This window comes from Streptococcus suis (genome assembly GCF_046032535.1).
GTDB classification, from domain to species: Bacteria; Bacillota; Bacilli; order Lactobacillales; family Streptococcaceae; genus Streptococcus; species Streptococcus suis_AK.
The window spans coordinates 39,067-61,364 of sequence record NZ_JARQPL010000006.1; the positions used below are offsets into that span (position 1 = coordinate 39,067).

Annotated in this window: 19 protein-coding genes; 2 read left to right on the forward strand and 17 right to left on the reverse strand. The window is 41.6% G+C overall.

Annotation, left to right across the window (positions count from 1 at the left end; translation table 11 throughout):
* Positions 1 to 13: 13 nt before the first annotated feature.
* The 10 genes from P7J58_RS03275 to P7J58_RS03320 all read right to left on the reverse strand — a co-directional run bounded on the left by P7J58_RS03275 (position 14) and on the right by P7J58_RS03320 (position 14,438).
* A complete protein-coding gene (locus P7J58_RS03275) occupies positions 14 to 3,769 on the reverse strand; it encodes a DNA-binding protein (RefSeq protein ID WP_408555677.1) in 3,756 nt (1,251 codons plus the stop codon).
* 25 nt (positions 3,770 to 3,794) lie between these two features.
* Positions 3,795 to 8,162, reverse strand: coding sequence for an Eco57I restriction-modification methylase domain-containing protein (locus P7J58_RS03280; protein WP_408555678.1), 4,368 nt, complete (start codon positions 8,160 to 8,162; stop codon positions 3,795 to 3,797).
* Between the two features lie 3 nt (positions 8,163 to 8,165).
* A complete protein-coding gene (locus P7J58_RS03285) occupies positions 8,166 to 8,861 on the reverse strand; it encodes a hypothetical protein (protein ID WP_002942225.1) in 696 nt (231 codons plus the stop codon).
* A 208-nt stretch (positions 8,862 to 9,069) separates the two neighbouring features.
* Entirely contained in the window at positions 9,070 to 9,462 is a 393-nt protein-coding gene (gene rpsI / locus P7J58_RS03290) for a 30S ribosomal protein S9 (protein WP_002942223.1), read from the reverse strand.
* Positions 9,463 to 9,481: 19 nt separating this feature from the next.
* Positions 9,482 to 9,928, reverse strand: coding sequence for a 50S ribosomal protein L13 (gene rplM, locus P7J58_RS03295; protein WP_002876943.1), 447 nt, complete (start codon positions 9,926 to 9,928; stop codon positions 9,482 to 9,484).
* A 226-nt stretch (positions 9,929 to 10,154) separates the two neighbouring features.
* The gene (locus P7J58_RS03300) at positions 10,155 to 11,048 is read right to left on the reverse strand and encodes a haloacid dehalogenase-like hydrolase (protein WP_408555679.1); all 894 of its coding nucleotides are present in this window, start codon (positions 11,046 to 11,048) and stop codon (positions 10,155 to 10,157) included.
* Positions 11,049 to 11,117: 69 nt separating this feature from the next.
* The gene (locus P7J58_RS03305; RefSeq protein WP_408555680.1) at positions 11,118 to 11,978 is read right to left on the reverse strand and encodes a DegV family protein; all 861 of its coding nucleotides are present in this window, start codon (positions 11,976 to 11,978) and stop codon (positions 11,118 to 11,120) included.
* Complete coding sequence (locus P7J58_RS03310; protein ID WP_408555681.1) at positions 11,975 to 12,496, reverse strand: NYN domain-containing protein; 522 nt, start codon at positions 12,494 to 12,496, stop codon at positions 11,975 to 11,977. Before P7J58_RS03310 ends, P7J58_RS03305 begins: the two co-directional genes overlap by 4 nt.
* Entirely contained in the window at positions 12,497 to 13,225 is a 729-nt protein-coding gene (gene rlmB / locus P7J58_RS03315; RefSeq protein ID WP_408555682.1) for a 23S rRNA (guanosine(2251)-2'-O)-methyltransferase RlmB, read from the reverse strand. It abuts the gene before it with no gap.
* A gap of 55 nt (positions 13,226 to 13,280) precedes the next feature.
* Positions 13,281 to 14,438: a PASTA domain-containing protein gene (locus P7J58_RS03320; protein ID WP_408555683.1), complete on the reverse strand. Its 1,158-nt coding sequence runs from the start codon at positions 14,436 to 14,438 to the stop codon at positions 13,281 to 13,283.
* A 304-nt stretch (positions 14,439 to 14,742) separates the two neighbouring features.
* On the opposite strand from P7J58_RS03320, the gene P7J58_RS03325 reads away from it, so the two are divergent.
* Together P7J58_RS03325 and P7J58_RS03330 are read left to right on the forward strand one after the other, a co-directional pair.
* Positions 14,743 to 15,132 carry a DUF1761 domain-containing protein gene (locus tag P7J58_RS03325; protein ID WP_408555684.1) on the forward strand — a complete coding sequence of 130 codons (390 nt, stop codon included), beginning with the start codon at positions 14,743 to 14,745 and terminating at the stop codon, positions 15,130 to 15,132.
* A 70-nt stretch (positions 15,133 to 15,202) separates the two neighbouring features.
* A complete protein-coding gene (locus P7J58_RS03330) occupies positions 15,203 to 16,171 on the forward strand; it encodes an aromatic acid exporter family protein (RefSeq protein WP_408555685.1) in 969 nt (322 codons plus the stop codon).
* Positions 16,172 to 16,265: 94 nt separating this feature from the next.
* Here the strand turns inward: P7J58_RS03330 and P7J58_RS03335 are convergent, their stop codons facing one another.
* The 7 genes from P7J58_RS03335 to cysE form a co-directional block, all read right to left on the reverse strand.
* Positions 16,266 to 16,490, reverse strand: a complete 225-nt coding sequence (locus P7J58_RS03335) for a hypothetical protein (RefSeq protein WP_408555686.1) — start codon at positions 16,488 to 16,490, stop codon at positions 16,266 to 16,268.
* A gap of 139 nt (positions 16,491 to 16,629) precedes the next feature.
* Entirely contained in the window at positions 16,630 to 17,760 is a 1,131-nt protein-coding gene (locus tag P7J58_RS03340) for an ABC transporter ATP-binding protein (protein WP_024378280.1), read from the reverse strand.
* A 109-nt stretch (positions 17,761 to 17,869) separates the two neighbouring features.
* Positions 17,870 to 18,724, reverse strand: a complete 855-nt coding sequence (locus P7J58_RS03345; protein ID WP_408555687.1) for a helix-turn-helix domain-containing protein — start codon at positions 18,722 to 18,724, stop codon at positions 17,870 to 17,872.
* A gap of 1 nt (position 18,725) precedes the next feature.
* Positions 18,726 to 19,124 carry a Mini-ribonuclease 3 gene (locus P7J58_RS03350; RefSeq protein WP_408555688.1) on the reverse strand — a complete coding sequence of 133 codons (399 nt, stop codon included), beginning with the start codon at positions 19,122 to 19,124 and terminating at the stop codon, positions 18,726 to 18,728.
* The gene (gene cysS / locus P7J58_RS03355) at positions 19,117 to 20,460 is read right to left on the reverse strand and encodes a cysteine--tRNA ligase (protein WP_408555689.1); all 1,344 of its coding nucleotides are present in this window, start codon (positions 20,458 to 20,460) and stop codon (positions 19,117 to 19,119) included. The genes P7J58_RS03350 and cysS overlap by 8 nt, the downstream gene beginning before the upstream one ends.
* Positions 20,461 to 20,740: 280 nt before the next feature.
* Entirely contained in the window at positions 20,741 to 21,601 is an 861-nt protein-coding gene (locus tag P7J58_RS03360) for a GNAT family N-acetyltransferase (protein ID WP_408555690.1), read from the reverse strand.
* A 43-nt stretch (positions 21,602 to 21,644) separates the two neighbouring features.
* Entirely contained in the window at positions 21,645 to 22,262 is a 618-nt protein-coding gene (gene cysE / locus P7J58_RS03365; RefSeq protein WP_408555691.1) for a serine O-acetyltransferase, read from the reverse strand.
* Positions 22,263 to 22,298 lie beyond the last annotated feature (36 nt).

The window sequence follows — 22,298 nt, forward strand, 5'->3', positions numbered from 1 at the left end:
TAAAAGCACCTCCTTACCTATGTTTCCGACTATAAATTCTATAGCTATCTCCTTCTTGATGATAGGAGGCAATTTTTTTGTTTGTCTTAAGGTATTCAAGAATCAATTCATTATAGCCGGTTATTTCTACTTTCGGTTTTTTATTATCTGTTAAAGAGGTAATAATTTCCATTAGTCTGACACTATTCAATAAAGTTAAAAGTTCAGGATAACTAAAATCATCAATATAGTTCGCCAATACAAGTCGACGGTGTTCAATATCTATGGCTGTATCCTCGATGACTTCATAGAGCAAACTTTTATCAACTGAATCGATTTCATTTAAAAACTCAGAAATATAATCAGCAAATATTTTTCTAAATATTGATTTCGTACTAATCGATAAAATTTTATAATTAGAGATAAAAAATTTCAAATCTTCTTCATCAAATTTATTTTGCAAGATATAGTCAATCACCGCTGTAGAATAGTTCTTATCCGATAGGGATATGCTACTAGGAAATTTATCAATAACTTTAAATTTATCTTCATCAGTTAGCACTTCATCAAGAAGACTTATCATTTCACTTTCGTGATAAACATCCGTATCCTCCACATTTTCTAAAAGATACTCATCAATATATTCCATCAAATATTCAATAACATGATTTTGATAATTATCTCTGAGGAAATTTAATGTATTTACTGAAAATTTATCCGATATACTTCTTGTACTAATTAGAATTGACATTTTTTCATCAGCAATATTTGCCAACTTAAATTCTGTAAAACACCATCCCAATTTTGAAAGAATCTCTTTGTATTTATCATTAGCTAATTGGTTACATTTAACGGTTTCTTCAAAAAATTCTTCTTGAAATTCATCTGAAAATCCCTTGAACTCTGTTTGTAAAAAATCCAAGTGCTCCCCGTTATTTACAAATTCAATCAATCGATCATTCCAACTATGATATTCACAGAAGTAATCTAGAATATTTTTCGTACTAAATCTTGCTTTATTGAATGCAATAGCTGCGTCCTTGATTATAGCATCATCCAATTGTTCAAAATCCAAAATATTATTTTGGACTCTCTTCAAGTACTCTATTCTATTATCACTGGTTACTTCGTTATGATTAAGTAAATAATACATATCTAGCCACTTATCACATAAATTATCGCTCATATAGGGTATAAACTCTGTTACAAATCGGTCAATATTTTTTTCAATATAACTAAAGAGCTTATCAAACTTTCTAACAGTCGTAATTGGTTGTTTTATCAAACTGTCTTGTTTAAAATTATCATCCAAATAAAAAGCTAAACTTCGAACGTTTTTAACATTAACATCATAAAGATTATTGTCATAAACAAAATCACTCATCACTTTATGGCTATCTTCAAAACTTAAATCTTTAATTTTAACTTCCATAAACTTCAAATTATCTTGAATCTGAGTATTATTGAGGAGCTCGTTAAAATTATCAATAATTTCTTGGATATCTGACCAGTTACTATTTACAAAAGAGTTTATTACCTCTTGTAGTTCTTCTTGCCAACCGACTTTAGAAAAGTCAATAAATGATAACAGTAAAACAATTATCTGAATTTTTTCTTTTTCAAGAATGTCATCAGATGTCAAAAGTAATTTTAATGTTTCCTGATTTAAATCAGTTAAGTAGAGCAGGACAGAAATTTTTGCTGCAAGAGGTCGTGAGTTTTGTTGTAAAAACTTGTTAACAAATTTTACATTAGTCTCTGATAAATAACTTTCCAATCTTTTCTTACTTTCTCTCTGTAAAAGATATTCAAACAGATCAAAATTTAAGGCATAAATTCTCGTAAAATCGGAGTCATCAAGTCTTTCATTGACTTCTGCAACTTCTATCAAAGAATAATCCCAGTCGAGTTCAATCTCTCCTTGCACCGCATTTAAAAACTCTTTATCCTGCTTCTTCAGGCTATTAGGGTAAAAATAAGTAATATAGTCTGGAAAACTCTCATCTATATAGCCATTTCTCAATAAATGCATGATTAGAGAGTTTTTCTCTTTCTTTAAGTAGGAATATTCTTCCATTATAGTATCGAAAAAATGACGGTTAATGAGTACAGATAACTTTTCTGATTTAATATTTTCATACTCTTCGCGTAATTTTTCTAAATTAGAATTCAACTCATTAAGATGATTTTGATTATCTAAAGCACTCAACCGCTCTTGAAAACTAATATCATTCATCGGGAATATATCTTCTAATTCTTCTTTTCGACCATTTAGCTGAGAATAATAATCTGCTTTAACTGATTCAATTTCAGCATCTTCCGATAGAATTTCACGTATAAAATCTAGCCTATTAGGAAATTGACTCTCGGTTTTACCATTTACTCGAATAGCTACCCTTCCCTCAGGAACCTTCAGATACGTTGAATAAAGTTCAAGTTTATTCCTAGAAAATTCTTGTTCAGAAGAAATTATCTTTTCTTCTATTTTCTCAATTTCTGCTGATTTTTTATCTAGATTACGCTGTCTCAAATTATCAATCTTACTAAAAAGTTGATGAACAAATCCTGAGTCTTTCTGGAGTAATGAAAAATCTTTAGGAAAAATATTTTTATAAACAATGATTGCAAAAATTTTATCTGATGAAAGATTCAGCTTATTATTATCATTTTCTTTCTGACTAAATAAGTTATTCTTATATAAAACAAACTCATTACAGATATTATACGCCAGTCTCATATCATCAATGTAAATCGCCACTTGTTTTAACATTGTTTTACTAACACTGTGTGCTTCACCTAAATTTGTTAGTATTTCTCCTAGTTTTTCACCTGAATTAGATGAGGTAATTACTGGAATAATTGGAATGATGAAATCAAAAAATTTAGTTCTATCTTGCGAAGTAAACATATCATCTTTGATAAGATAGATGAATAAAAGTTTCTTTCCATCTTTTCTCTTATTATTAACAAGCGTATTTATTTCTCTTAGTTTCTCAAAGATTAGGTTTGTTTCAAATCGATCAATATCTTCAAAGATGACAATATCACTCTGACAGTTATCAAAGAGATATAAAACATCATCTAAATATTTATCAAAATAGGAGTCTTCTTCACTTTGAAATACTTCAATATCTCCAGAAATATTTGCCCCACGAAAAGAAAGATTTTTGATTAATCGTCTTTTTAACTGTAATTCAGATAATTTATATACTGCATAAATCATATTGCACGTTAAAATTAGATAAGCTAACAAACGAATAATACTCCCAAGGTGAGGAAAGTTTGGAAATCCTTCTCTAACTAAAATGGCTAATTGAGTATAATTCCATAGAAACATAATCGGCAATAAGAATAGTAGGAATGCAGTAGATAGTTTAAGAATTTCGGAAAATAATGGGTTTTTCTTAGACTTGAAAATAGTCATCGGGATATACTTTGCATCAATCTGATGTAACAATTGATTAATTATTTTCCCCTCAATGATATTAATTTGCTCCAGCGAATCACTATTTTCAATCTGCCCTTGAAATATTTCCAATTGAGCATTGCTCCCATTTTCAAGGTGATTCAGAGAAGAAAAGTGTGCCAACGAGATATGTAATGGTTTAAAACTTCCATTTTTACTTTTATAAGTCTCTATAAAACTACTTTTACCTGAACCATAATTTCCAGATATCGCTACATTCTTAATACCTTTATCTTCTAGTGCATAATTCATCGCTGCTTCATGCGACGCATCGATATCAACATCGTTTAATGGTGTTAACTTATTAAATTTAAATTCTGTCATCTACACCTCTGTTTTCAAATTTTCCTTACTCCATCTCCTTCACTTTACTTTCTATAAAGTCAATTTCTTCTTGAGAAAGTCCATATTTTCGGTAGAGTTGCACGTCTAACTCAGCGATTGATTGTGACCAATCAATGTCCGAGTTAGACGTAAAGTCTTGGAGTGGGACTTTCGCCCATTTATCTCTTGTAGTAGCTTGCGTAATCTTCAAAACTCCCAACATGGCTCGAGCAAACTTCGTTTTGATATACTTCAAACAAGCCTCTGCTTCCTCTTTGGTTTCAAAACCACCAATAGACAAAAAAGTCTCAGTAGCCCCGATTAGGGGTGCCCCGATTAGGGGTGTTGAAATTACTTCACCAATAGCTCCACTTCCGTTAGCTTGTGGGAAGAACACCTTGTATTTTCTAAAACTTTCTGGTGGATTTAGATAATCTTGGTTAATCCATCTGTATGTCCGATTCAAATTTTCCAATCCAAGTATTTGCACATCATTGTCAGATTGCTTTTTATCAAAATAGAGGATATCAGACAAAATCTTAAACGCACCAGAACCAACATCAAATTTGTGCCCTTTTGATTGGATATCTTCGATTTCGGGATGGTCAATGAGAGCTTTTTCTGATAATTTGTACACCCCACGTCCACTAATAATACTATCTAGGGTAGCTTTAGTCAGCGGAGCAACCTTATGTAGAATATTATTTAGGGCATCAAACGCAGTAAATGTTTCAATAGCACCAAAGTTTACATTAGCATCACGAAAAGTGACAGCAACTCCACCTTTGATATCGGTATTCGGGAAAATATTTGCTGAATTTTGTTCAAAGTAAATCACTTTGAGATGTTCATCTTCTAGCATTTTCTTATTCCATGCCTTAGGTGTACTTCCTGCATTGAACAAAAAGCGAGCTGGAGTAATCAGAACTGCTTTATCTGCCACCTCATAAGATAAGTCCATAAATTTATGATAAATAGGTGGAGCAAATGTAGAATTCTCCCCGATTGTCTCTTCCTGATACGGAGGATTTCCTATCACTACATCAAATTTCACCTTGTTAAATGCCTCCTCAACTAGTTTTTTACCTTGTTCACTATCTGTTTTTAGGGTATCTGTCAGGCATTCAATGTAAGTTACATTGGTTTTGTACTTCCGATAGCCTGTCAGTGTACGTTCGGTAATGGTTTTTGCCATTGGTGTTTTGGCAATAGCGTAGATATTATTCGCTAAAATCTCTTGATAGACTTGGTCAGCTTCAAAATGGTTGTCATCATTTTCTGCCACTCTTTGATAATACAAGCTAATGGCGCTATGAAGAGGGTAGAGACCTGTCTTCGAGTTAATGTCTAAGATTTTCGTATCTCGTTGATAGATTGATGGAGTCACTTCATTAGACACCCAGTGAAGATTTGACCTCGCACCATCTGTCGCCGACTCAAAGTTATCATCATAGAAGTTCAAACCACCGACAGACTTAGATACTTGGAGATTGACCACGCGCCATGGTGTCAGTACCGTTTCCTTATCAGGGTTTTTAAAGGTCCCAAACAGCTCCGCAATCCGCTCCGCCCGCTCGATGAAGTCCAGGTCATCAAAGGATTTGGCACGCTGACGAATGATACGACCCGCTTCGATAAAGACCTCAGCATCATAATACTTGGTAATCTCACTAAACATTCCCTTGGTGAAACCTTTTGGCATGAACTCTTTCCACGATTCATCATCCACCTGCTTGATAAAGTCTTGAATGGTGATATCTTTTGATAAATCGACCGCCATGCCGTAAATCATCATCGGAATACGGATAGAAACCCCGCGTAAAATAGAAATCATATTTTTCCGCTGTTTCTTAGCTTCTTTTTGCTTTTCGATAACCTCTAGATCTTCTGCTGTTCGTTTAGCTTTTGGTTTCTTTTTAGCTTTTTCAGCTTGCTCATGCTCTTCAGTTGTCAATCCATTTTCATTGATTACAACTTTCTTAGGCGTCTTTTGACTCTGTGTCTTACCAACAATAGCATTGAGTTTGGTAAACATGCTTGCATCATCAGCAGTTAAAGTTAAAAGATTGTCATTATATAGACTGTCGTCTTCAAAACCTGACCGCACTGCCTTTTCAGCATAAACTTTCTTGAGCTGTGTCAGCATTCTATCCACATCGTAGGTCTTCATTCCATTGTCTGAAGCCCCTAAGATTGGCATAAAGTTTAGAAGACGAGCCATAGCTTGCTTTTGTGCTTGCGTATTTTTCTTCCCTACACCTGAGTTAATCTGGGCACTCTCCGCCATGACAGTCAAGGCTCTATCAGGAGCAAAATCAAAAACATAACAATTCGTCTTCATTCCCAATTTCTCATGAGAAAAAGGCGTCTGGGCACGAAAGGCAGCTTGTAGGTAGTTCATGGCACTATTGGTATTTGACAAAAACAAGACGGCTGTCCACTCTGGGATATTAACACCTGTAGTTAGTTTACGAACCGTCAAGGTAATGGTTTTTGTCTGCGAAGGGTCTTTACCAATAGCAGAACGAACTTTCTCTATGTCCGCATCGTTAGCAATTCCATCATCGCTACTTGCTCCTCGAACAACGTTAACAATTTTATATTCTTTCCCGAAAATAGGGTGTTCTTTAAGCAAGTCCTCAAAAGCATTAGCTTCTTTAACACCTGGCATAAGCCAAAGCGTATGACGCAACTCTTCACGATAAGACTTCGTTGAAAAAGGGTAGTTCGTACGACTATCTGGATGTGTGATATTATCTAAGAATTGGCGAACCTCTTGCTTATAAACAAGTTGACCATCCTCAGCCACACGGAAAAATTCCCTAAAGTTGAACGATTTACTCTCATCAGAAAAACGTTCCTTATGCTTCATTTCAAAAGTGTACATCGATACTTTTGGCAAAGTTTCATAAGGATTTGGCTCACTTGGACGTTCTAATTCCCACTTCTTCTTAGCCTGTTGTTCCATGACATAGTCCCAAGTATAGACTTGCTCCTCGTCAAATTGATCCAAAAGATTGAAAGGTGTCCCCGATAGTTCAAGTATCTTTGTATGCTCTTTGACCAATTCTTTCATTACCGAATCACTAAGCTCTGTCTGAGTCCCCTCATGCGCTTCATCAATGATGATCAAATCCCAATCCACATCTGCAAAATCTTTCAGATTGGTTTGTCCGCCATTGTACCGAAGCAATTGGATTGAAGCGAAATACACAAAAGGTTTCTCACCTCGCTTCAGGTTTTCAAGCGTTTCTCCTTGATTGACTGAGCCATAATCATACCCATCAGCGCTCATCTTCATTTTCTTGAAATCATCAAACCAAGAATCCGCCACAACAGGACGATGAGTCATGATGAGCACTCTTTGAAAGGCTTCATTCTTGACCAATTGCAAGGACGTCAAGGTTTTACCAAAACGCATTTTAGCATTCCAGAGCATTCGGTCTTTTTTCTTAAAGACTTTTTGCGTCTGCTCGACCGCTGCCTCTTGTTCTGGACGAAGGGTGATAACTGGTTCTTCAATAAATGATTCTTTGGCAGTAATATTTAGATAATTTCTACCTTCTTTAACAGCTTTAATAGCAGCCTTAGCTGTCTCTAAATCCGTCTTGAACCACTCTGTTCCTTCCAGTTGTTCAGCCTGTTTAATCCCTGAACGCTTCAAGACATTATGCACATCATAATCATGGAACCAGGACTTGGTCGCCTTTTTGTAAGCAAGCTCTACCCAACCAAGCGTATAAGGCAGACCAGATGTTTTCATGTATTGATTAATACGTTTTGGGGCAACAGTACGTAAAAAGTCACTATTTGGCGACCAATCTGTCTCAATATCATCCGAAGAAACGCTACCCTCACCAATTTTTTGAGTCCCTTCGAAGGCATTAAATAGTCCACTTTCATTGTTAACTGTTTGAATATAGATAAACTTCCGTTCAGCCGTAGTGTACATTTCTTGTGCTCTCGGTTCTAAAAACTGACCAATTGCACTGGCTTTAATATCCGGTTCAATATAGGTCAGCATGACCCAAGCTAGTATGTCAAAGACTTGTTTTAGTGATTTTAGGGCATTTTCTTTTGTCGCATCTTCTGGATTAAGGACATGGGCAGAATTATTCCCTTTTCCCTTGATATCATAAAAGTGATCAACGATTGTTTTATTGGGAATAAAATCTCTTATCTCTCTTAGTACATCGTTAAAGGTGGCGCGTTCACGAATATTTAAATATTCTCTATCGGCAACCAACCTCGCTGTATTCTCAGCAACTTTTCTTACCTTAGTTAGCGTGCCTTCATAGTCCCCATGTGTATAATTTTCTTCAGCCATATTTATGGTTCTAAAAAGCTCGGCTGTATCTATATCAATTGCCAAAAAATCAAAATTTGAAATCATAGCCTAATCTCCTAGTAAATACACTTTTTGAATGGTTATCTCTTTTATCGTATCTGCTTTTTTAACAGATTCATTCTCAATCATAAATTCATCATCTATATCAAAAAAACTCAGTTGTCCTTCCACGACTGTCCGATCGTCTTCTACTTCCTTACCCAAAAGTTCTGAAAGTGCAAAAGGAATTTTTCTTACCAAACTTGGATGACCTTTGACCAGTTGCCACTCATTGAACCTGATAGGCTCCCCTGTAACTGGATGCTGCTGAGTCAAAGTATTTCCTCTCACAATATTTTTATGAATAAGATAGTGTGCTGATTGATAGATATCATTTTTACTATTTAGTCTAGTTCCAAAAGCTTGCTCGTACCAGTCTAAATAACAAAGAAACATCCGTGAACGTGCCACTTCCAAATTATCTTCTAAAAACTCTATGCCATAGATGGACGAGAGAGCAACTAAAGACTTTGTTTTCCAATTTCGTTTGTCATACTGTCTGACCACAGCCTCTAGCTTTCTCTCTAAAATTGCTTGCAAAAAATTTCCATCGCCTGCAGATGGCTCTAAAAAGGTCTTATATACACTTTCACAAGCTTCTTTCACTCCAGGAGTATCCAGCATTTTCTGAACCATCCAAGCAGGTGTAAAGACTTCTCCATGTTTTTGAACACGTTGTTTTGATTTAATTAAGCTCTCTTCCAAAACCTACTCCTTGAAAACGTTTATATCTCCACCTATTATACCATTTTCCAACGAACACTACTAGATTTCATTAGCGCCTTATCCAAAGAAAACCTCAAATAAAATTGGTGTACAATTTTTGAAAAAATACTTTTCAAAAATTACACGAAAAAAGCACCCGTAGGGAAAACCCTGCGAGCGCTTTGAAACGTTGATATATCGCGGTATATTAACGTTTACTGAATTGTGATGCTTTACGTGCTTTCTTAAGACCTGGTTTCTTACGTTCAACCATACGAGCGTCACGTGTAAGAAGGCCTGCGCGTTTCAATGAATCGCGGAAGTCTGGGTCTACTTGAAGCAATGCACGCGCGATACCATGACGGATCGCACCTGATTGACCACCGTAACCACCACCGTTCACGTTAACAAAAACGTCGTATGAACCTTGAGTTGAAGTTACTGCGAATGGTTGGTTGATAACCAAACGAAGGTCAGCGTGTGGGATGTACTCTTCTACATCTTTTTTGTTTACTGTGATTTTACCAGTACCTGGGACCAAACGTACGCGTGCAACCGCGTTTTTACGACGACCAGTACCTGTGTATTGTGCTTGTGCCATTTAGATTACGTCCTTTCCCTTAGATAAGACCTGAAATATCAAGTACTTCTGGTTGTTGTGCAGCGTGAGTGTGCTCAGCACCTACAAACACTTTCAATTTCATGCCTTGTGCACGACCAAGTGTGTTGTGTGGAAGCATACCCTTAACTGATTTTTCAATCAAACGAACAGCGTTTTTAGAACGCAATTCACCAGCTGAGATTGATTTCAATCCGCCTGGGTGGTTTGAGTGAGTGTAGTAAATCTTATCAGTTGCTTTTTTACCAGTCAATTTCACTTTCTCAGCGTTGATAACGATAACGAAGTCACCAGTATCAGTGTGAGGTGTGAAAGTTGGTTTGTTTTTTCCGCGAAGTACGCTAGCAACTACTGCAGAAAGACGTCCAAGAGGTACATCAGTAGCGTCTACTACATACCATTTACGTTCAACTTGGCCTGGTTTAGCCATAAATGTTGTTTTGTTCATGATTTCTCCTATACGAATCGTTTTTGTTTACTGGGCGGATGTTCCGGTCCGCAGGTATTTGGAAGGTTCCGGGGCCTTTCAAATGGGGTAAACAATACCGTATACCATTCTATCAAAACTACTGTTCTCCGTCAAGCTATTTTACTTTACTTTTTTTATTTTTTCTCCAGGCTAAAGCAAGGATAGAAAAAGCGAACAGTTACAGCAGAAAAATGACACCAAATCCCTATCTTCTTACCGATTGCCCCATTTTGAAATAGGTGTGCCGTTTGCCTCTGACCGCCAAGGACAGAGCCAAGATATTTTCAGGGTCAGGCATACGACCGTAGCCCCCGTCTCCAATATGGTGGATGTCCGAGCCCACCCGCTTGTTGCTGAGCCCAAACTCCCGCACCGTCTGGCTGTCCGCACTCTCCTGACTGGTCCCAATGGTCGAAATAACCAGACCACCACGCGCCTTGACCTGACTGACGATCGGTGCCACGATTTCCTCCCGCACGCCCGGCACCGTTCCAACCGCAGGAATAAGAACACCGTCAGCCCCCAAGTCCACAAAGTCCAGCAGGGCTTGGCTGTCCACGACCGACTCTCCCAGACCCGCACCGTGCATTTTCCCCGCAAAGATGAGGCCCCCAAAGTGTTCTTTGGCAAGGCCAATAGCAGAGCGAATTGCAGCCATGGACACACCCGTAGCAGGATTACCTGTCAGCATGATGAAGTCTACGCCAAGGGCTTGGGCCTGTTCCAGACTTTCTGGACTGACCTGACGACCCGGTTTGAGAAAAATCTGCTGGTCTTGGACCTCTTGGCTGCTATCCACAGGCTCCAAGTTAATCCCGACCAATCGACCTGTCAACCGCTTGATTTCCGCGATAGGATTGTCGCAGTCATAAAAACCAACAATCTCCGGATGAAAGACATCCAATTCGTTGAGCACCAAGAGGTCACAACCAAAAGCAGCCATCATCTCCGCATTGGTCACCCCCGCAATCAAGGGAGCCGCTGTGACCACTGTTTCTCCCATAATAATCCGACCTTCACTGGACAAGATGGACTGCTTGAGCTCCTCCTTGGTCGCTCCCACGATATCACTGGCATAGCATGACAATAAACGTTTCATAAGAACCTCCAAATGGATATGTTTTGTTATTTGTAACCGTTTTCTTTTTGTGTGAATAAAGAAAAGAGATTATCTCTCTTTCTTATTGATGGATAGGATAGCTAGCACCCCTGTACCTGTATGGGTGGCAATAATTGGCCCTAACTCTGTCAAGAGCACATCAGTAACACGGCTGTCTTCCAACAAGGTTGCCTTAATCGCTTCAGCCGCCTCAATATCACCTGTATAGGCCACCATGACCGTAGAATGATCCAAGTTGTCCAAGGTCAGGTTCAGCATTTCCTTAATCCCTTTTTTACGGCCACGAATTTTGGCAATGGCTTCTAACTTCCCTTCCGCATTGAGTGCAAGGAGAGGTTTAATATTGACCAAACCACCGATTAGGGCTGCTGCCTTGGACAAGCGGCCACCACGCACCAAGTGGTTAAGGTCGTCAACCAAGAGATAGGTCCGCAAACGTGGCACCAATTCTTCAATGAGTGCCTTGGTCTCAGCCAAAGACTTGCCCGCAGCTCGTGCTTGAGCCGCCTGCATGACCAGATAGCCTTCGCCAATCGTTGCTGCCTTGGTATCCACTATTTCGATAACAGCATCTGGGTAGTTGTCCAAGACCATATCGCGTGCAATGGTTCCGCTCTGATAGGTCCCTGAAAGAGCTGCTGAGAAAGCGAGGTAAAGTACCTCTTTGCCTTCCTTGGCTGCTGCTTCAAAAACTTCTTCAAACTGACCAACATTGACCTGACTGGTTGTCGGCTGACTGCCAGAAGCCATTTTCTCCAGTAATGCTGCTGAGGTCAAGCGGTTTTCACCGACTGTTTCATAGGTTACGCCATCTAGGTTAATGGTCAAACCAAGCACAGTCACATCATTTTCTTGGACCCAGCTGATTGGCAAATCCGATGTCGAATCGGTTACGATTGTAAATGTCACTCTTTCATTTCCTCCATCATTTCTTTTAAGGCTTGAAAATTCCCATCTGACCAGGGATTGAGCCGTGGGGTGTAGAGTTCGACCTGGTCCACAAACTTGTCCAAGTCCTTCTTGATAACCCTGGTTCTCTCCTCCAACTCACGCGCCGAAACCCGTAAGACCCCTTGCGAGAAGACCACCCATTGTTCGTTGAGGTCGCTGGTTGCGACGGAAACCTGCTTGCGACGGTCACTATTGAGCTGGGCGCTGAGCCGTTCGATATAGCTATCTGCCGTCTCTTCCTCCTCTGTAAAAATGACCGATACCTTGAATTCATCATATTGCTGGCGAAGACCTGGCACATGGTGGGCATCAAAGACACAAATCACCTCAATCTGTTCAAAGGCTGCGTAGTGAGACAGGGTTCGAAGCAAGGTCGTTCTGGCCGCATCCAAGTCTCCCTTTTTAAAATCTTGCTTAGTGGCCTGCCAAAAGGCAATCATGTTGTAGCCATCTACAATGAGAACTTTTTCTTTCATTTAGATTTTCTTCCGAAATACTTCGTACATGAGCACAGCGGCTGCTACGCTGGCGTTGAGAGATTGGACATGGCCCTTCATAGGAATAGTAATCATCTCATCCACCTGCTTTTTGATATTGCTGGAAATGCCCTTACCTTCGTTGCCGATAATCAGGGCCAGCTTACCAGCTGTGTTCCACTTGTGGCTTGGGGTTCCGTTCATATCGGTACCAAATACCCAGAAACCAGCCTCCTTGAGTTTGTCGAGGGTTTGGCTAAGATTGGTCACTCGGGCGATTGGGACATGGGCCACCGCACCTGTTGAGGTCTTTGCCACAACTGGGGTCACCCCAACTGCTCGGTGCTTGGGAATGATGATGCCAGCTACCTGAGTGGCATCTGCGGTCCGCAAAATCGAGCCAAAGTTGTGGGTGTCTGTCAGACCGTCCAAGATGAGAATGAGGGGATTGTCTTCCTGCTCTGCCTTTTCCAAAATCACCGACAGGTCCGCATAGGCAAACTCAGAAACCCGCAGGACAAAGCCTTGGTGGACCGCACCTTCTGTCATGTCCGACAGGGTCTTCTTGGGCGTCCAAGAAATCGACACCTTTTTCTCTGCCGCGAGGGCCTTGATTTTTTCTACATTTTTTCCGCGTAAATCATCCTGGATGTAGAGCTTGTTGCCGGTGTTGGCCTCCAAACTCTCCACCACAGCATGTACACCATATACAATATCATTATGTTCCATAAGAGTATTATAGCATATTTTTGAAAAGGAAAAAGCCGAGAATTTCTCAGCTTTCTTAGTTCACACCGTTTTCCAGATAATAATGTTGGGCAACATACCAGTTGACACCCCCTTGTTCCGGATCTGTATCATACTCACTAGCTTCCAACTCCCCACGACTATTAATCCGATAACTCCAATCTCGTGGTTCAAAATTAGGGTCTGATGGTACAGTTACATCTGCATATACTAGACCATCTTCAGCTATACGAACACTTATGACAACCTGGTCTTTTCGATACTTTTCAATCATGACGCTACGGCTAAATAAATCATCCATGACCCAAGCTTTTACCTGATCTGTCGTTAAGTTTTTGGTATCAACCTGCGGTACAGGATTATGCAAATCTGTCAACGAAATCCAACCCTGTCCTGACTTTAATCTGCCCCAACTATGTCCTTCCTTTTGAGTCGTCTCAACTATCGTGTACGTTCCAGGTTCTATATTGGTCACAACTTCTCCAGATAAACTAGGTTCCTGACGAATAACCAGTCCTTGTTTTTTAATATCCACAGTAAACGATTGAACGGCGCTACCTACCTGAGACTGGCTAGAAGCTTGCAAACTTCCAGCTGTCTTACTAGTTGCTACCTCACTAGTCGAACCATCCTCAACTACGGTAGTATCCTTTGCATCTACATTTTTAGCAATAATTAAGTTAACCGCACTTCCCCGCTTTACCTTCTTCCCACTACTTGGAGAAGATACACTAACCATCCCAGGCTGAACTGACTGTCCACCAACTTCTGTTATTGTACCAACTTTTAACCCCTCTTCATACAGTAAATCCTTAGCTTCAGATAGCTCAATACCATATAATTCAGGAACTGTAACTTGAGAAATATCTTGGTATACAAAATATAAGCCAGCCATTCCTAACACAGCCACAATACTTGAAATGATTAGCCATATCTTTCGTCTTTTTGCGTCTGCCAAACGTTTCTCAGCTTGCTCTCTTTGATAATTCTCATAATCTTCCTCAGCTTCGCTAAGCATTTGCTGGATGACAAATCGTTGACTCTCATCCGTAACCTGTGCTAAGTGCAATCGTAATTGAAAAATTCTATCCTTAAACTCTTTTTCAATTTGACGCTCATGCTCTTTTTGCAAAATGTTATTTTGTTTTTGAAGTGCTATTGCTTGAGCACTCATGGCTCGTGCTTGTGCATTCATACTCCTAATTTTTTCATTGTGTCGTTGCTGTTTCTCAAAAGAATTCATTGCACTTAACTCTCCCTCTCTTCATCGCTTAAAATCTACTCCAGAGCTTATAGGATTGGTATTGCATGGTAATGCAATACCTGTTATACTTAGTATAACAGGGCATATATAAAAGTGCCTGTGCAAACAATTAGATTTTACTTTTCTTTAAATCTTCCCTCTATACTTCAACTCAAATAGTTGCCCACGGTTAGATAGTGTGGTATCCTTATGCCTATTACTTGTCCGTACAAACGGAATCGAAAAAGGAGATTTTATGACACTTATTTTTGGAATTGTGGCAGGTCTGATTGCCTTTGCTATTGGTGGATTGTGGTATGGTTTGATTTTCCGCGATGCTTGGATCAAGGCTTCAGGCATTGACATGACTAAGGTAGAAGCAGACCGTCAGGCTGGAAAAAATGGTCAGAAGGAAATGGTGATTTCCCTTGTCATTGAAGTACTGACTGCTGTTGTGGCTATTTTCTTCATCAAAACCCTTGATGTTTCACCACTCCACGCAGCTGGTGGCATGGGCGTGATTGCGGTCCTTGCTTCATTGAAAAACTACGTCTTTAAGCAACGCCCTATCAACCTCATCCTCATCAACGAAAGCTACAAGCTAGTCTGCTATTTGGTAGTCGGTATTATTGCTTTGTTTGCATAAATTCAACCCTCCTAACCTTAGGAGGGTTTTATGGTACAATAAAAAGAAGACTAAAACCAAAGGAGCCCCCATGTCCCTCTCCCTCCGAACGATTAAACTGATATTTGCCACCGTTCTGGCTATTTACCTAGCGACCGCCCTGGGTTTGTCCTATGCGACAGCTGCCGGTATCATCGCCATTCTCAGCGTCCTCGATACCCGCAAGTCCAGCTTCAAAATGGCCCGCAACCGCCTCTTTTCCACCCTCCTGGCCCTGACCATCGCCGTCCTGACCTTCACCCTATTTGGCTTTGGCATCTGGACCCTGGGCATCTACCTAGCCCTCTACGTCCCCCTGGCCTACCGTTTCAACTGGGAGGCAGGCATTGCCCCCTCGACCGTCCTCATCACCCATCTCTTGCTGGAGCAGGATATTTCGCTGATTTTTTTGGGAAATGAGCTGGCGCTTTTTCTGATTGGGGCAGGACTGGCACTCCTGTTCAACCTCTATATGCCCTCGCAAGAAAAGAAAATCCAGGCCTACCACGACCAAGTCGAAGACCTGCTCAAGCAGATTCTCCTCCGCTTTGAAGCCTTTCTACTTAACGGCGACGGACGAAACGAGGCAGAATTGATTACGCAGCTGGATCAGACCTTGGAGCAAGCCCTGAAAGTCGTCTACCTAGACCGCCACAACCAGCTCTTCCAGCAGACCAACTACCAGGTCCATTACTTTGAAATGCGGGCCGCACAAAACAAAATCCTGCGAACCATGGCAGGAAATATCAACAAATGTTTACTGGAAGGCAGAGAAAATGTCATCCTGTCCAGCCTCTTCGAGCGAGCAGCCCAGCAACTGAGCCGAGAAAACTCCGCCAAGGAACTGCTCCTTGATATCGAACTCTTCCATGCCACCTTCCGCGAGCGACCTCTGCCACAAACCCGAGAAGAATTTGAAACCCGTGCCACCCTCTTCCAACTCCTACACGATATGGAGGCTTTTATTCGCCTCAAGGTTGACTTTTACGAAGTCTATAAAGACCAAGAACCGTCAGTTTAAGCCGACGGTTCTTCTACTTTTCCATGAAATTCATCTGATATAGTCTTTTAGTTTACTTTTAGTACTAGGCAACGAGCCGCAGGCATAACTGGAGTTAGACAAGGTGAGTTAACGACGTAATAAAAGATAAACTAAATGACGATACTTGGTTGTGCAAATGCAAGAAAGATATACCCATCATGACTGCATTCCCTGCGACTGCAATCATAAATTCTTCCTTGGAAGATACCTTTCCTAACCAAATGGAGAGGATTAAAATGAGATTATAAAGCAAAATATAAAGAGCCGTTATACGAATTTTTCTCAGTAGCTTCTTCATAAGGGGACCTCCTGTAAGTGTTTTCTATATTTATTATATAGAATTTAATAAAAAAAACAAGTATTTATGCGTTCTCAACCCAAAAAACCGCCAGATTTTCATCTAGCGGTCAGGTGTTTTATGAACGATTTTAGAAAGGTTAGACAATCGCCTTACTTGTTTCATCATCAAAGAAATGTGCTTTGTTGAGGTTGAAGGTCAAGCGAACTTTGTCTCCTGGGTTGTGGTAGTCGCGTGCATCGACACGAGATACAAACTCTGTGCTACCCACTTTAGAGTAAAGCATAGTTTCTGCACCGAGAAGTTCAGACACAACTACTTCCGCTTCGATAATTGAACTTGGATAAGTGTCCAATTCCAACTGAGAAGCTTTGATGTCTTCTGGACGGATACCAAGTGTGAAGCTCTTGCCGTTGTAGCCTTTTTCTTCCAAATGCTTGCGACGACCTTCTGGAAGATCTACTTTGAAACCATCTCCAACAAGCACACCTTCTTGAAGAGTCACTGTAAAGAAGTTCATTGCAGGGCTACCGATGAAGCTGGCAACAAATTTGTTTACAGGTTTATTGTAGAGCTCTTCTGGGCTACCGATTTGTTCGATACGACCGATTGTACCTGTACCGGCTTCATTCTTAGTTGCAGACATGATAACGATACGGTCTGCCAAGGTCATGGCTTCTGTTTGGTCGTGCGTTACGTAGATGGTTGTCGCACCAATACGGCGGTGGATTTTAGCAATCTCTGTACGCATGGACACACGCAATTTGGCATCCAAGTTTGACAAAGGTTCATCCATCAAGAATACTTTTGCATCACGAACGATGGCACGACCCATGGCAACACGTTGGCGTTGTCCACCTGAAAGGTCAGCTGGTTTACGTTCTAAGAATTCTGTCAAGCCAAGGATTTGTGCAGCTTCTTCTACACGTTTTTTGATTTCGTCCTTGCTGTATTTGCGCAACTTAAGACCAAAAGCCATATTGTCAAATACAGTCATGTGTGGATAGAGGGCATAGTTCTGGAATACCATGGCAATGTCACGGTCTTTTGGAGCCACATCATTCATCAATACGCCGTCGATGTACGCTTCCCCTTCTGTGATATCTTCCAAACCAGCAATCATACGAAGAGTTGTTGACTTACCACATCCTGAAGGACCTACGAATACGATAAATTCCTTGTCCTTGATGTCCAAGTTGAAGTCTTCAACTGAGTAGTGCTCGCTGTTTGGGTATTTTTTGTAGATATTTTTAAGATTAAGTTGAACCATGTCCAATCCTCGCTTTCTTTGATAGTTTTATTGTAAATGAAAACGCTTTATTTTTCTATGTCAAGTTGACCAAAAGAAAAAAGATATTCTGTGCAAGTTGCACAAAATATCAAAATTGTCTATCTAATAATACTTGATAGCAGAAACTCAAGTCAGTCAGGTCTTTTAATTGGAGTCCCGTCAAATCCTGCCACTTTTCCAAACGGTATTGGAGAGTATTGCGGTGGATATAGAGGACTTGAGCGGCCTTGGTAACCACAGCTCCTTCTGTCCATAGGGCTAGAATGATAGCCTGCATATCCTGCTGATCAATCAGCTCCAGCATACTGGCTTTTATCAGGCTAAATTCTAAGCCTGCTCTGCCTTGTCCCCAAAGAAAGAGTTGACTAAAGGAGAGGACGGCTGACTGCTGGTAGCGTGCCCGCCAGTGAGCAAAGAGTTGAGCTTCTGCTTGATAGAGTCGAGGCCAGTGGTCTGCGACGTGTTTAGGCCAGACCTGCCCAACAAAGAGGGTCAACCGCAAGCCGAAGTCGAACTCCAAGGCCGACAGGGTGTCCTGTAAAACGGTCTGATGATCCATCCAGATGCCCTGCTCCAATACAATGAGATAATCTTGAGGCGTCAGCTGCACCTGAGCCAGTTGACTGGGCAAGAGGTCGGTCATCATGGCCTGCCAGGCATCCAGCTGGGCCTCTTTTTGTGACCAAAGGTGGATATGGATAAATTGAATGGCCTCAACTGTCTGAGGAAGCCTTCCCTGATCGTGTAGATAGGACTGCCAGGGACTTGACTGGACCTGCTTTCGAGGATGAGATAGCAAGGACAAAAGGTAACCTTCCCGATCCGTCAAGTCTGCATCAGACAAGTCCAGATAAGATCCATCGCCCAATTGAAGTGAGCATTCGCCCTCTACTTGTGACAACTTTGCCTGCGGAAACCAGCTTACAAGTTCCTTTTCGTCCATCTTATCCCCTTTCTATTTTGTCAATACACCAACCCACCAGCTCCTCCAGGCGTTCCATCTGCTCGGTCATGTGCAAATAGCCTAAAACCGCCTCAAAGCCTGTGGACATCCGGTAGGTCACCACGTCCGCATTCTTGGCCTTGGTGTGGCTATTGGTATTGCGGCCCCGCTTGTAGATTTCTTCCTCTTTTTTGGTCAATAGCTGAGCTTCTAAGAGGGCAGAAATCAGGCTTGCCTGAGCCTTGGCCGAGACGTATTTGTTGGCCTCGCCGTGCAATTTGTTAGGCTTGGTCAGTCCCTTGAAAATCAAGTGCCGTCTGACATACATAGAATAGACAGCATCCCCTTCGAAAGCCAGAGCAATTCCATTGATGAGATTGACATCTACTGCCTTAGTCACGTGTCCACCTCACACCATCCTTGGTATCCAAGAGCTTGATGCCCTGAGCCGCCAATTCATCACGAATACGGTCAGCCGTCGCAAAGTCCCGATTGGCACGCGCTGCTTGACGTTCTGCTATCAAGGCTTCAATCTCGCTGTCCAAGACTTCTTCTTCAAAGACAATACCAAAGACGGCGAGCATGTTTCCAAAGGCTTCTTTTACAGTTTCATCGTAGTTGCCTGAGTTGATCCATTTGGCAAAGTCAAAGATAGCCGTAATCCCATTTGCCGCATTGAAATCATCATCCATTGCCGCTTCAAAGGCCGCCAAATACAACTCAAGACCCGACTTATCCACAGAGTTTTGCACAGGTTGTGTATAAGTATTTTTCAGATATTTGAGATTGATTTCCGCATCTGAAATAGCCTTCTCAGTGTAGTTGAGTGGACGGCGGTAGTGCTGGGTCGATAGGAAGAAGCGCAAGACCTGACCGTCAATTTGTTCCAACATATCATGGGCTGTCAGGAAATTGCCCAAGGACTTGGACATCTTCTCATCGTTGATATTGAGCATGGCATTGTGCATCCAGTAGTTGGCAAAGGTTTGACCCGTTCTACACTCAGACTGGGCGATTTCATTGGTATGATGCGGGAACTCCAAGTCCGCACCCCCACCGTGAATATCAATGGTGGCTCCCAAAATCTCTGTCGCCATAACCGAACACTCGATATGCCAACCTGGACGACCAGCTCCCCAAGGACTTACCCAAGACACTTCACCTGGCTTGGCAGTTTTCCACAGGGCAAAGTCGAAAGGATGTTCTTTGAGTTGACCTTCTCCCTCAACCCGACCAGAAGCCCCAGCCTCCAAGTCAGACAGAGTTTTGTTGGCCAAACGAGCATAGTTTTCAGCCTTTTCCACACGGAAATAGACATCCCCAGCCGCCTCGTAGGCATAGCCCTTGTCAATCAAGACCTGCACAAAATCGATGATTTCATCCATGTAGTCGATGACACGAGGATTTTTGGTAGCAGGCTTGACACCCAGTTTTGCCACATCTTCCTTGAAAGCTGCAATAAATTTATCAGACAGTTCCTTGGTTGTCATGCCAGCTTCATTAGCAGCTTTGATAATCTTGTCATCCACATCCGTAAAGTTTGAGATGTAAGTCACATCAAAGCCACGATATTCAAAATAGCGGCGGATGGTATCAAAAGCCACAACACTGCGGGCATTACCGATATGGATATAGTTGTAAACCGTCGGACCGCAAACATACATCTTGACCTTACCCTCTTCCAAGGGCACAAAGTCACGCAGACTGCGGGTCATGGTATCGTAAATTTTAATCATAGTTTCTCCATTACTTCTGAGTATTCTTTAGGACTTGATACTTTTGATACAATTTTACTAGCCAATAAGCTGTCGTGGCCAACCAAATCATCCCTACCTGCCAGCTTCCTTGGGAAAATTTAAGGATAAACATGATTGTCCCAGCAATGGCGGTCAACACATAAGGCCAGTTTTGTCTTACTAATTTTTTTAACATGTTGTACTTTCTAATTTTCTTGCAATGCCTTTATCCGTCGGTTCAATGACAGCCGAGGTGTTTTCAAATTCTTCTAGTAGCATATCAACCTTCTTTCGGGTCTAAGTAGACTACTTGTGTCTGCTTTGTAAAACCGATATTTTCATACAGCCGCTTAGCGATGAGGTTGTCATCTTCGACGGCGATTTGAAAAGGTTTATCGTTTTTCCTGATAAGGTCATTGATGACAGCTTTGACTAAGTAGGTGCCGTAACCTTTTTGTTGCTGGTCTGGTGCGATAGCTAAACCGTAAAGGTAGTTATCATCGGTCGAGATATTTACTGTGCAAGAACCGATAACCGCTCCGCTATGTTCCAAAAGATAAAGTAAACTATCCGCATCCGCAATGGCTTCACGCACGTAGCGGAGCGCTACCTCATAGTCGTTACCGAATGCCGCAGTCTTACAGCGTGCAATACTGTCTGCATGGTGAGCCTGTGCCAAACTTACTGTGAGTTCAGCCTCTTGTGAGAGCTGATAAGGCACTCGTTCACGACCCAACCATGTCTCAGTATCCGTATCTTCTACCAAGCCCCAGGCTGTAGCAAGGTCTGGATGCTTATCCAGAAATACACGTTCTGTCTGAAAGGTCACACTAGCGATAGGATAGTTAGCCGTCTTCGTCTGATAGCAATCATAAAGCTTGCGTGCCAGCCCCTGTCTGCGGTAGGTTGGATGCACAATAATCGCAAGTTCCACATCCTCATCATCGGCATACACAGTCAAAAGTCCCACCAACTGTTCGCCTTGATAAGCCAAGAAAAAAGCTGGCATTTCAGGGTCAAAATTGAGCATATTTGACAGGTAAGGGACACGATAGGTTCCGTCATAGGATTGTACAGTGCTTATCAGAGTTTTTGCTGCGGATAACTGACTAGGATTCAGGATATTAGTTGCTATAATCATACTTACCTCTTATCTCCAAAACTACTCAAATAGGAAGGCTTTCTTACAAATGTGAGGAGCGATGGCTGGCTTCTCTCAGCTCTGCCAATTTGGTGGTGTAGTGTTCACGGCCATCTTCCATGTCATGAATGACCTTCTCATCTTTTTGACCATGCACACGGACAATTTTAGCTGGCATACCGACCACTGTCACATCTGCTGGAACATCGGCTAGGACAACAGCAGCTGCACCCACTTTAGCATTTTCCCCAATCTCAATGGGACCAATGACTTGAGCGTGGGCAGAAACCAAGGCTCCTTTTCGCACGGTCGGGTGGCGTTTGCCCGTATCCTTACCTGTCCCCCCCAGCGTTACGCCGTGGTAAAGCATGACACCTGATTCGATAATGGCGGTTTCACCGATAACCAAACCAGCTCCGTGGTCAATGAAGACCCCTGAGGCAATCTCGGCACCTGGATGAATCTCAATATTGGTCCAAAAACGCCAAAATTGGCTGTGCATCCGAGCCAGGAGTTTAAAGCCATTTTTCCACATCCAGTGGGACAGACGGTGGGCAGCCAAGGCCTTGACACCTGGGTAGGTCAAAAGAACTTCCAAGGTCGTCCGTGCTGCCGGATCTTTTTCTTTTACAATCTCAATGGTGTCCTTCCACCAACCCATAGTCACTCCTTCTAGCGAGAAGACAAGCCCGCTACC

Bases quoted from the DNA above. Each gene is read 5' to 3' on its own strand.
- P7J58_RS03345 (WP_408555687.1), bottom strand. From the start codon at position 18,724: ATGGACGAAAAGGAACTTGTAAGCTGGTTTCCGCAGGCAAAGTTGTCA.
- P7J58_RS03340 (WP_024378280.1), bottom strand. From the start codon at position 17,760: ATGGTTCAACTTAATCTTAAAAATATCTACAAAAAATACCCAAACAGC.
- P7J58_RS03335 (WP_408555686.1), bottom strand. From the start codon at position 16,490: ATGAAGAAGCTACTGAGAAAAATTCGTATAACGGCTCTTTATATTTTG.
- P7J58_RS03360 (WP_408555690.1), bottom strand. From the start codon at position 21,601: ATGATTATAGCAACTAATATCCTGAATCCTAGTCAGTTATCCGCAGCA.
- P7J58_RS03280 (WP_408555678.1), bottom strand. From the start codon at position 8,162: ATGATTTCAAATTTTGATTTTTTGGCAATTGATATAGATACAGCCGAG.
- P7J58_RS03300 (WP_408555679.1), bottom strand. From the start codon at position 11,048: ATGAAACGTTTATTGTCATGCTATGCCAGTGATATCGTGGGAGCGACC.
- rlmB (WP_408555682.1), bottom strand. From the start codon at position 13,225: ATGGAACATAATGATATTGTATATGGTGTACATGCTGTGGTGGAGAGT.
- P7J58_RS03310 (WP_408555681.1), bottom strand. From the start codon at position 12,496: ATGAAAGAAAAAGTTCTCATTGTAGATGGCTACAACATGATTGCCTTT.
- cysE (WP_408555691.1), bottom strand. From the start codon at position 22,262: ATGGGTTGGTGGAAGGACACCATTGAGATTGTAAAAGAAAAAGATCCG.
- P7J58_RS03325 (WP_408555684.1), top strand. From the start codon at position 14,743: ATGACACTTATTTTTGGAATTGTGGCAGGTCTGATTGCCTTTGCTATT.
- P7J58_RS03330 (WP_408555685.1), top strand. From the start codon at position 15,203: ATGTCCCTCTCCCTCCGAACGATTAAACTGATATTTGCCACCGTTCTG.
- rplM (WP_002876943.1), bottom strand. From the start codon at position 9,928: ATGAACAAAACAACATTTATGGCTAAACCAGGCCAAGTTGAACGTAAA.
- cysS (WP_408555689.1), bottom strand. From the start codon at position 20,460: ATGATTAAAATTTACGATACCATGACCCGCAGTCTGCGTGACTTTGTG.
- P7J58_RS03275 (WP_408555677.1), bottom strand. From the start codon at position 3,769: ATGACAGAATTTAAATTTAATAAGTTAACACCATTAAACGATGTTGAT.
- P7J58_RS03320 (WP_408555683.1), bottom strand. From the start codon at position 14,438: ATGAATGCACAAGCACGAGCCATGAGTGCTCAAGCAATAGCACTTCAA.
- rpsI (WP_002942223.1), bottom strand. From the start codon at position 9,462: ATGGCACAAGCACAATACACAGGTACTGGTCGTCGTAAAAACGCGGTT.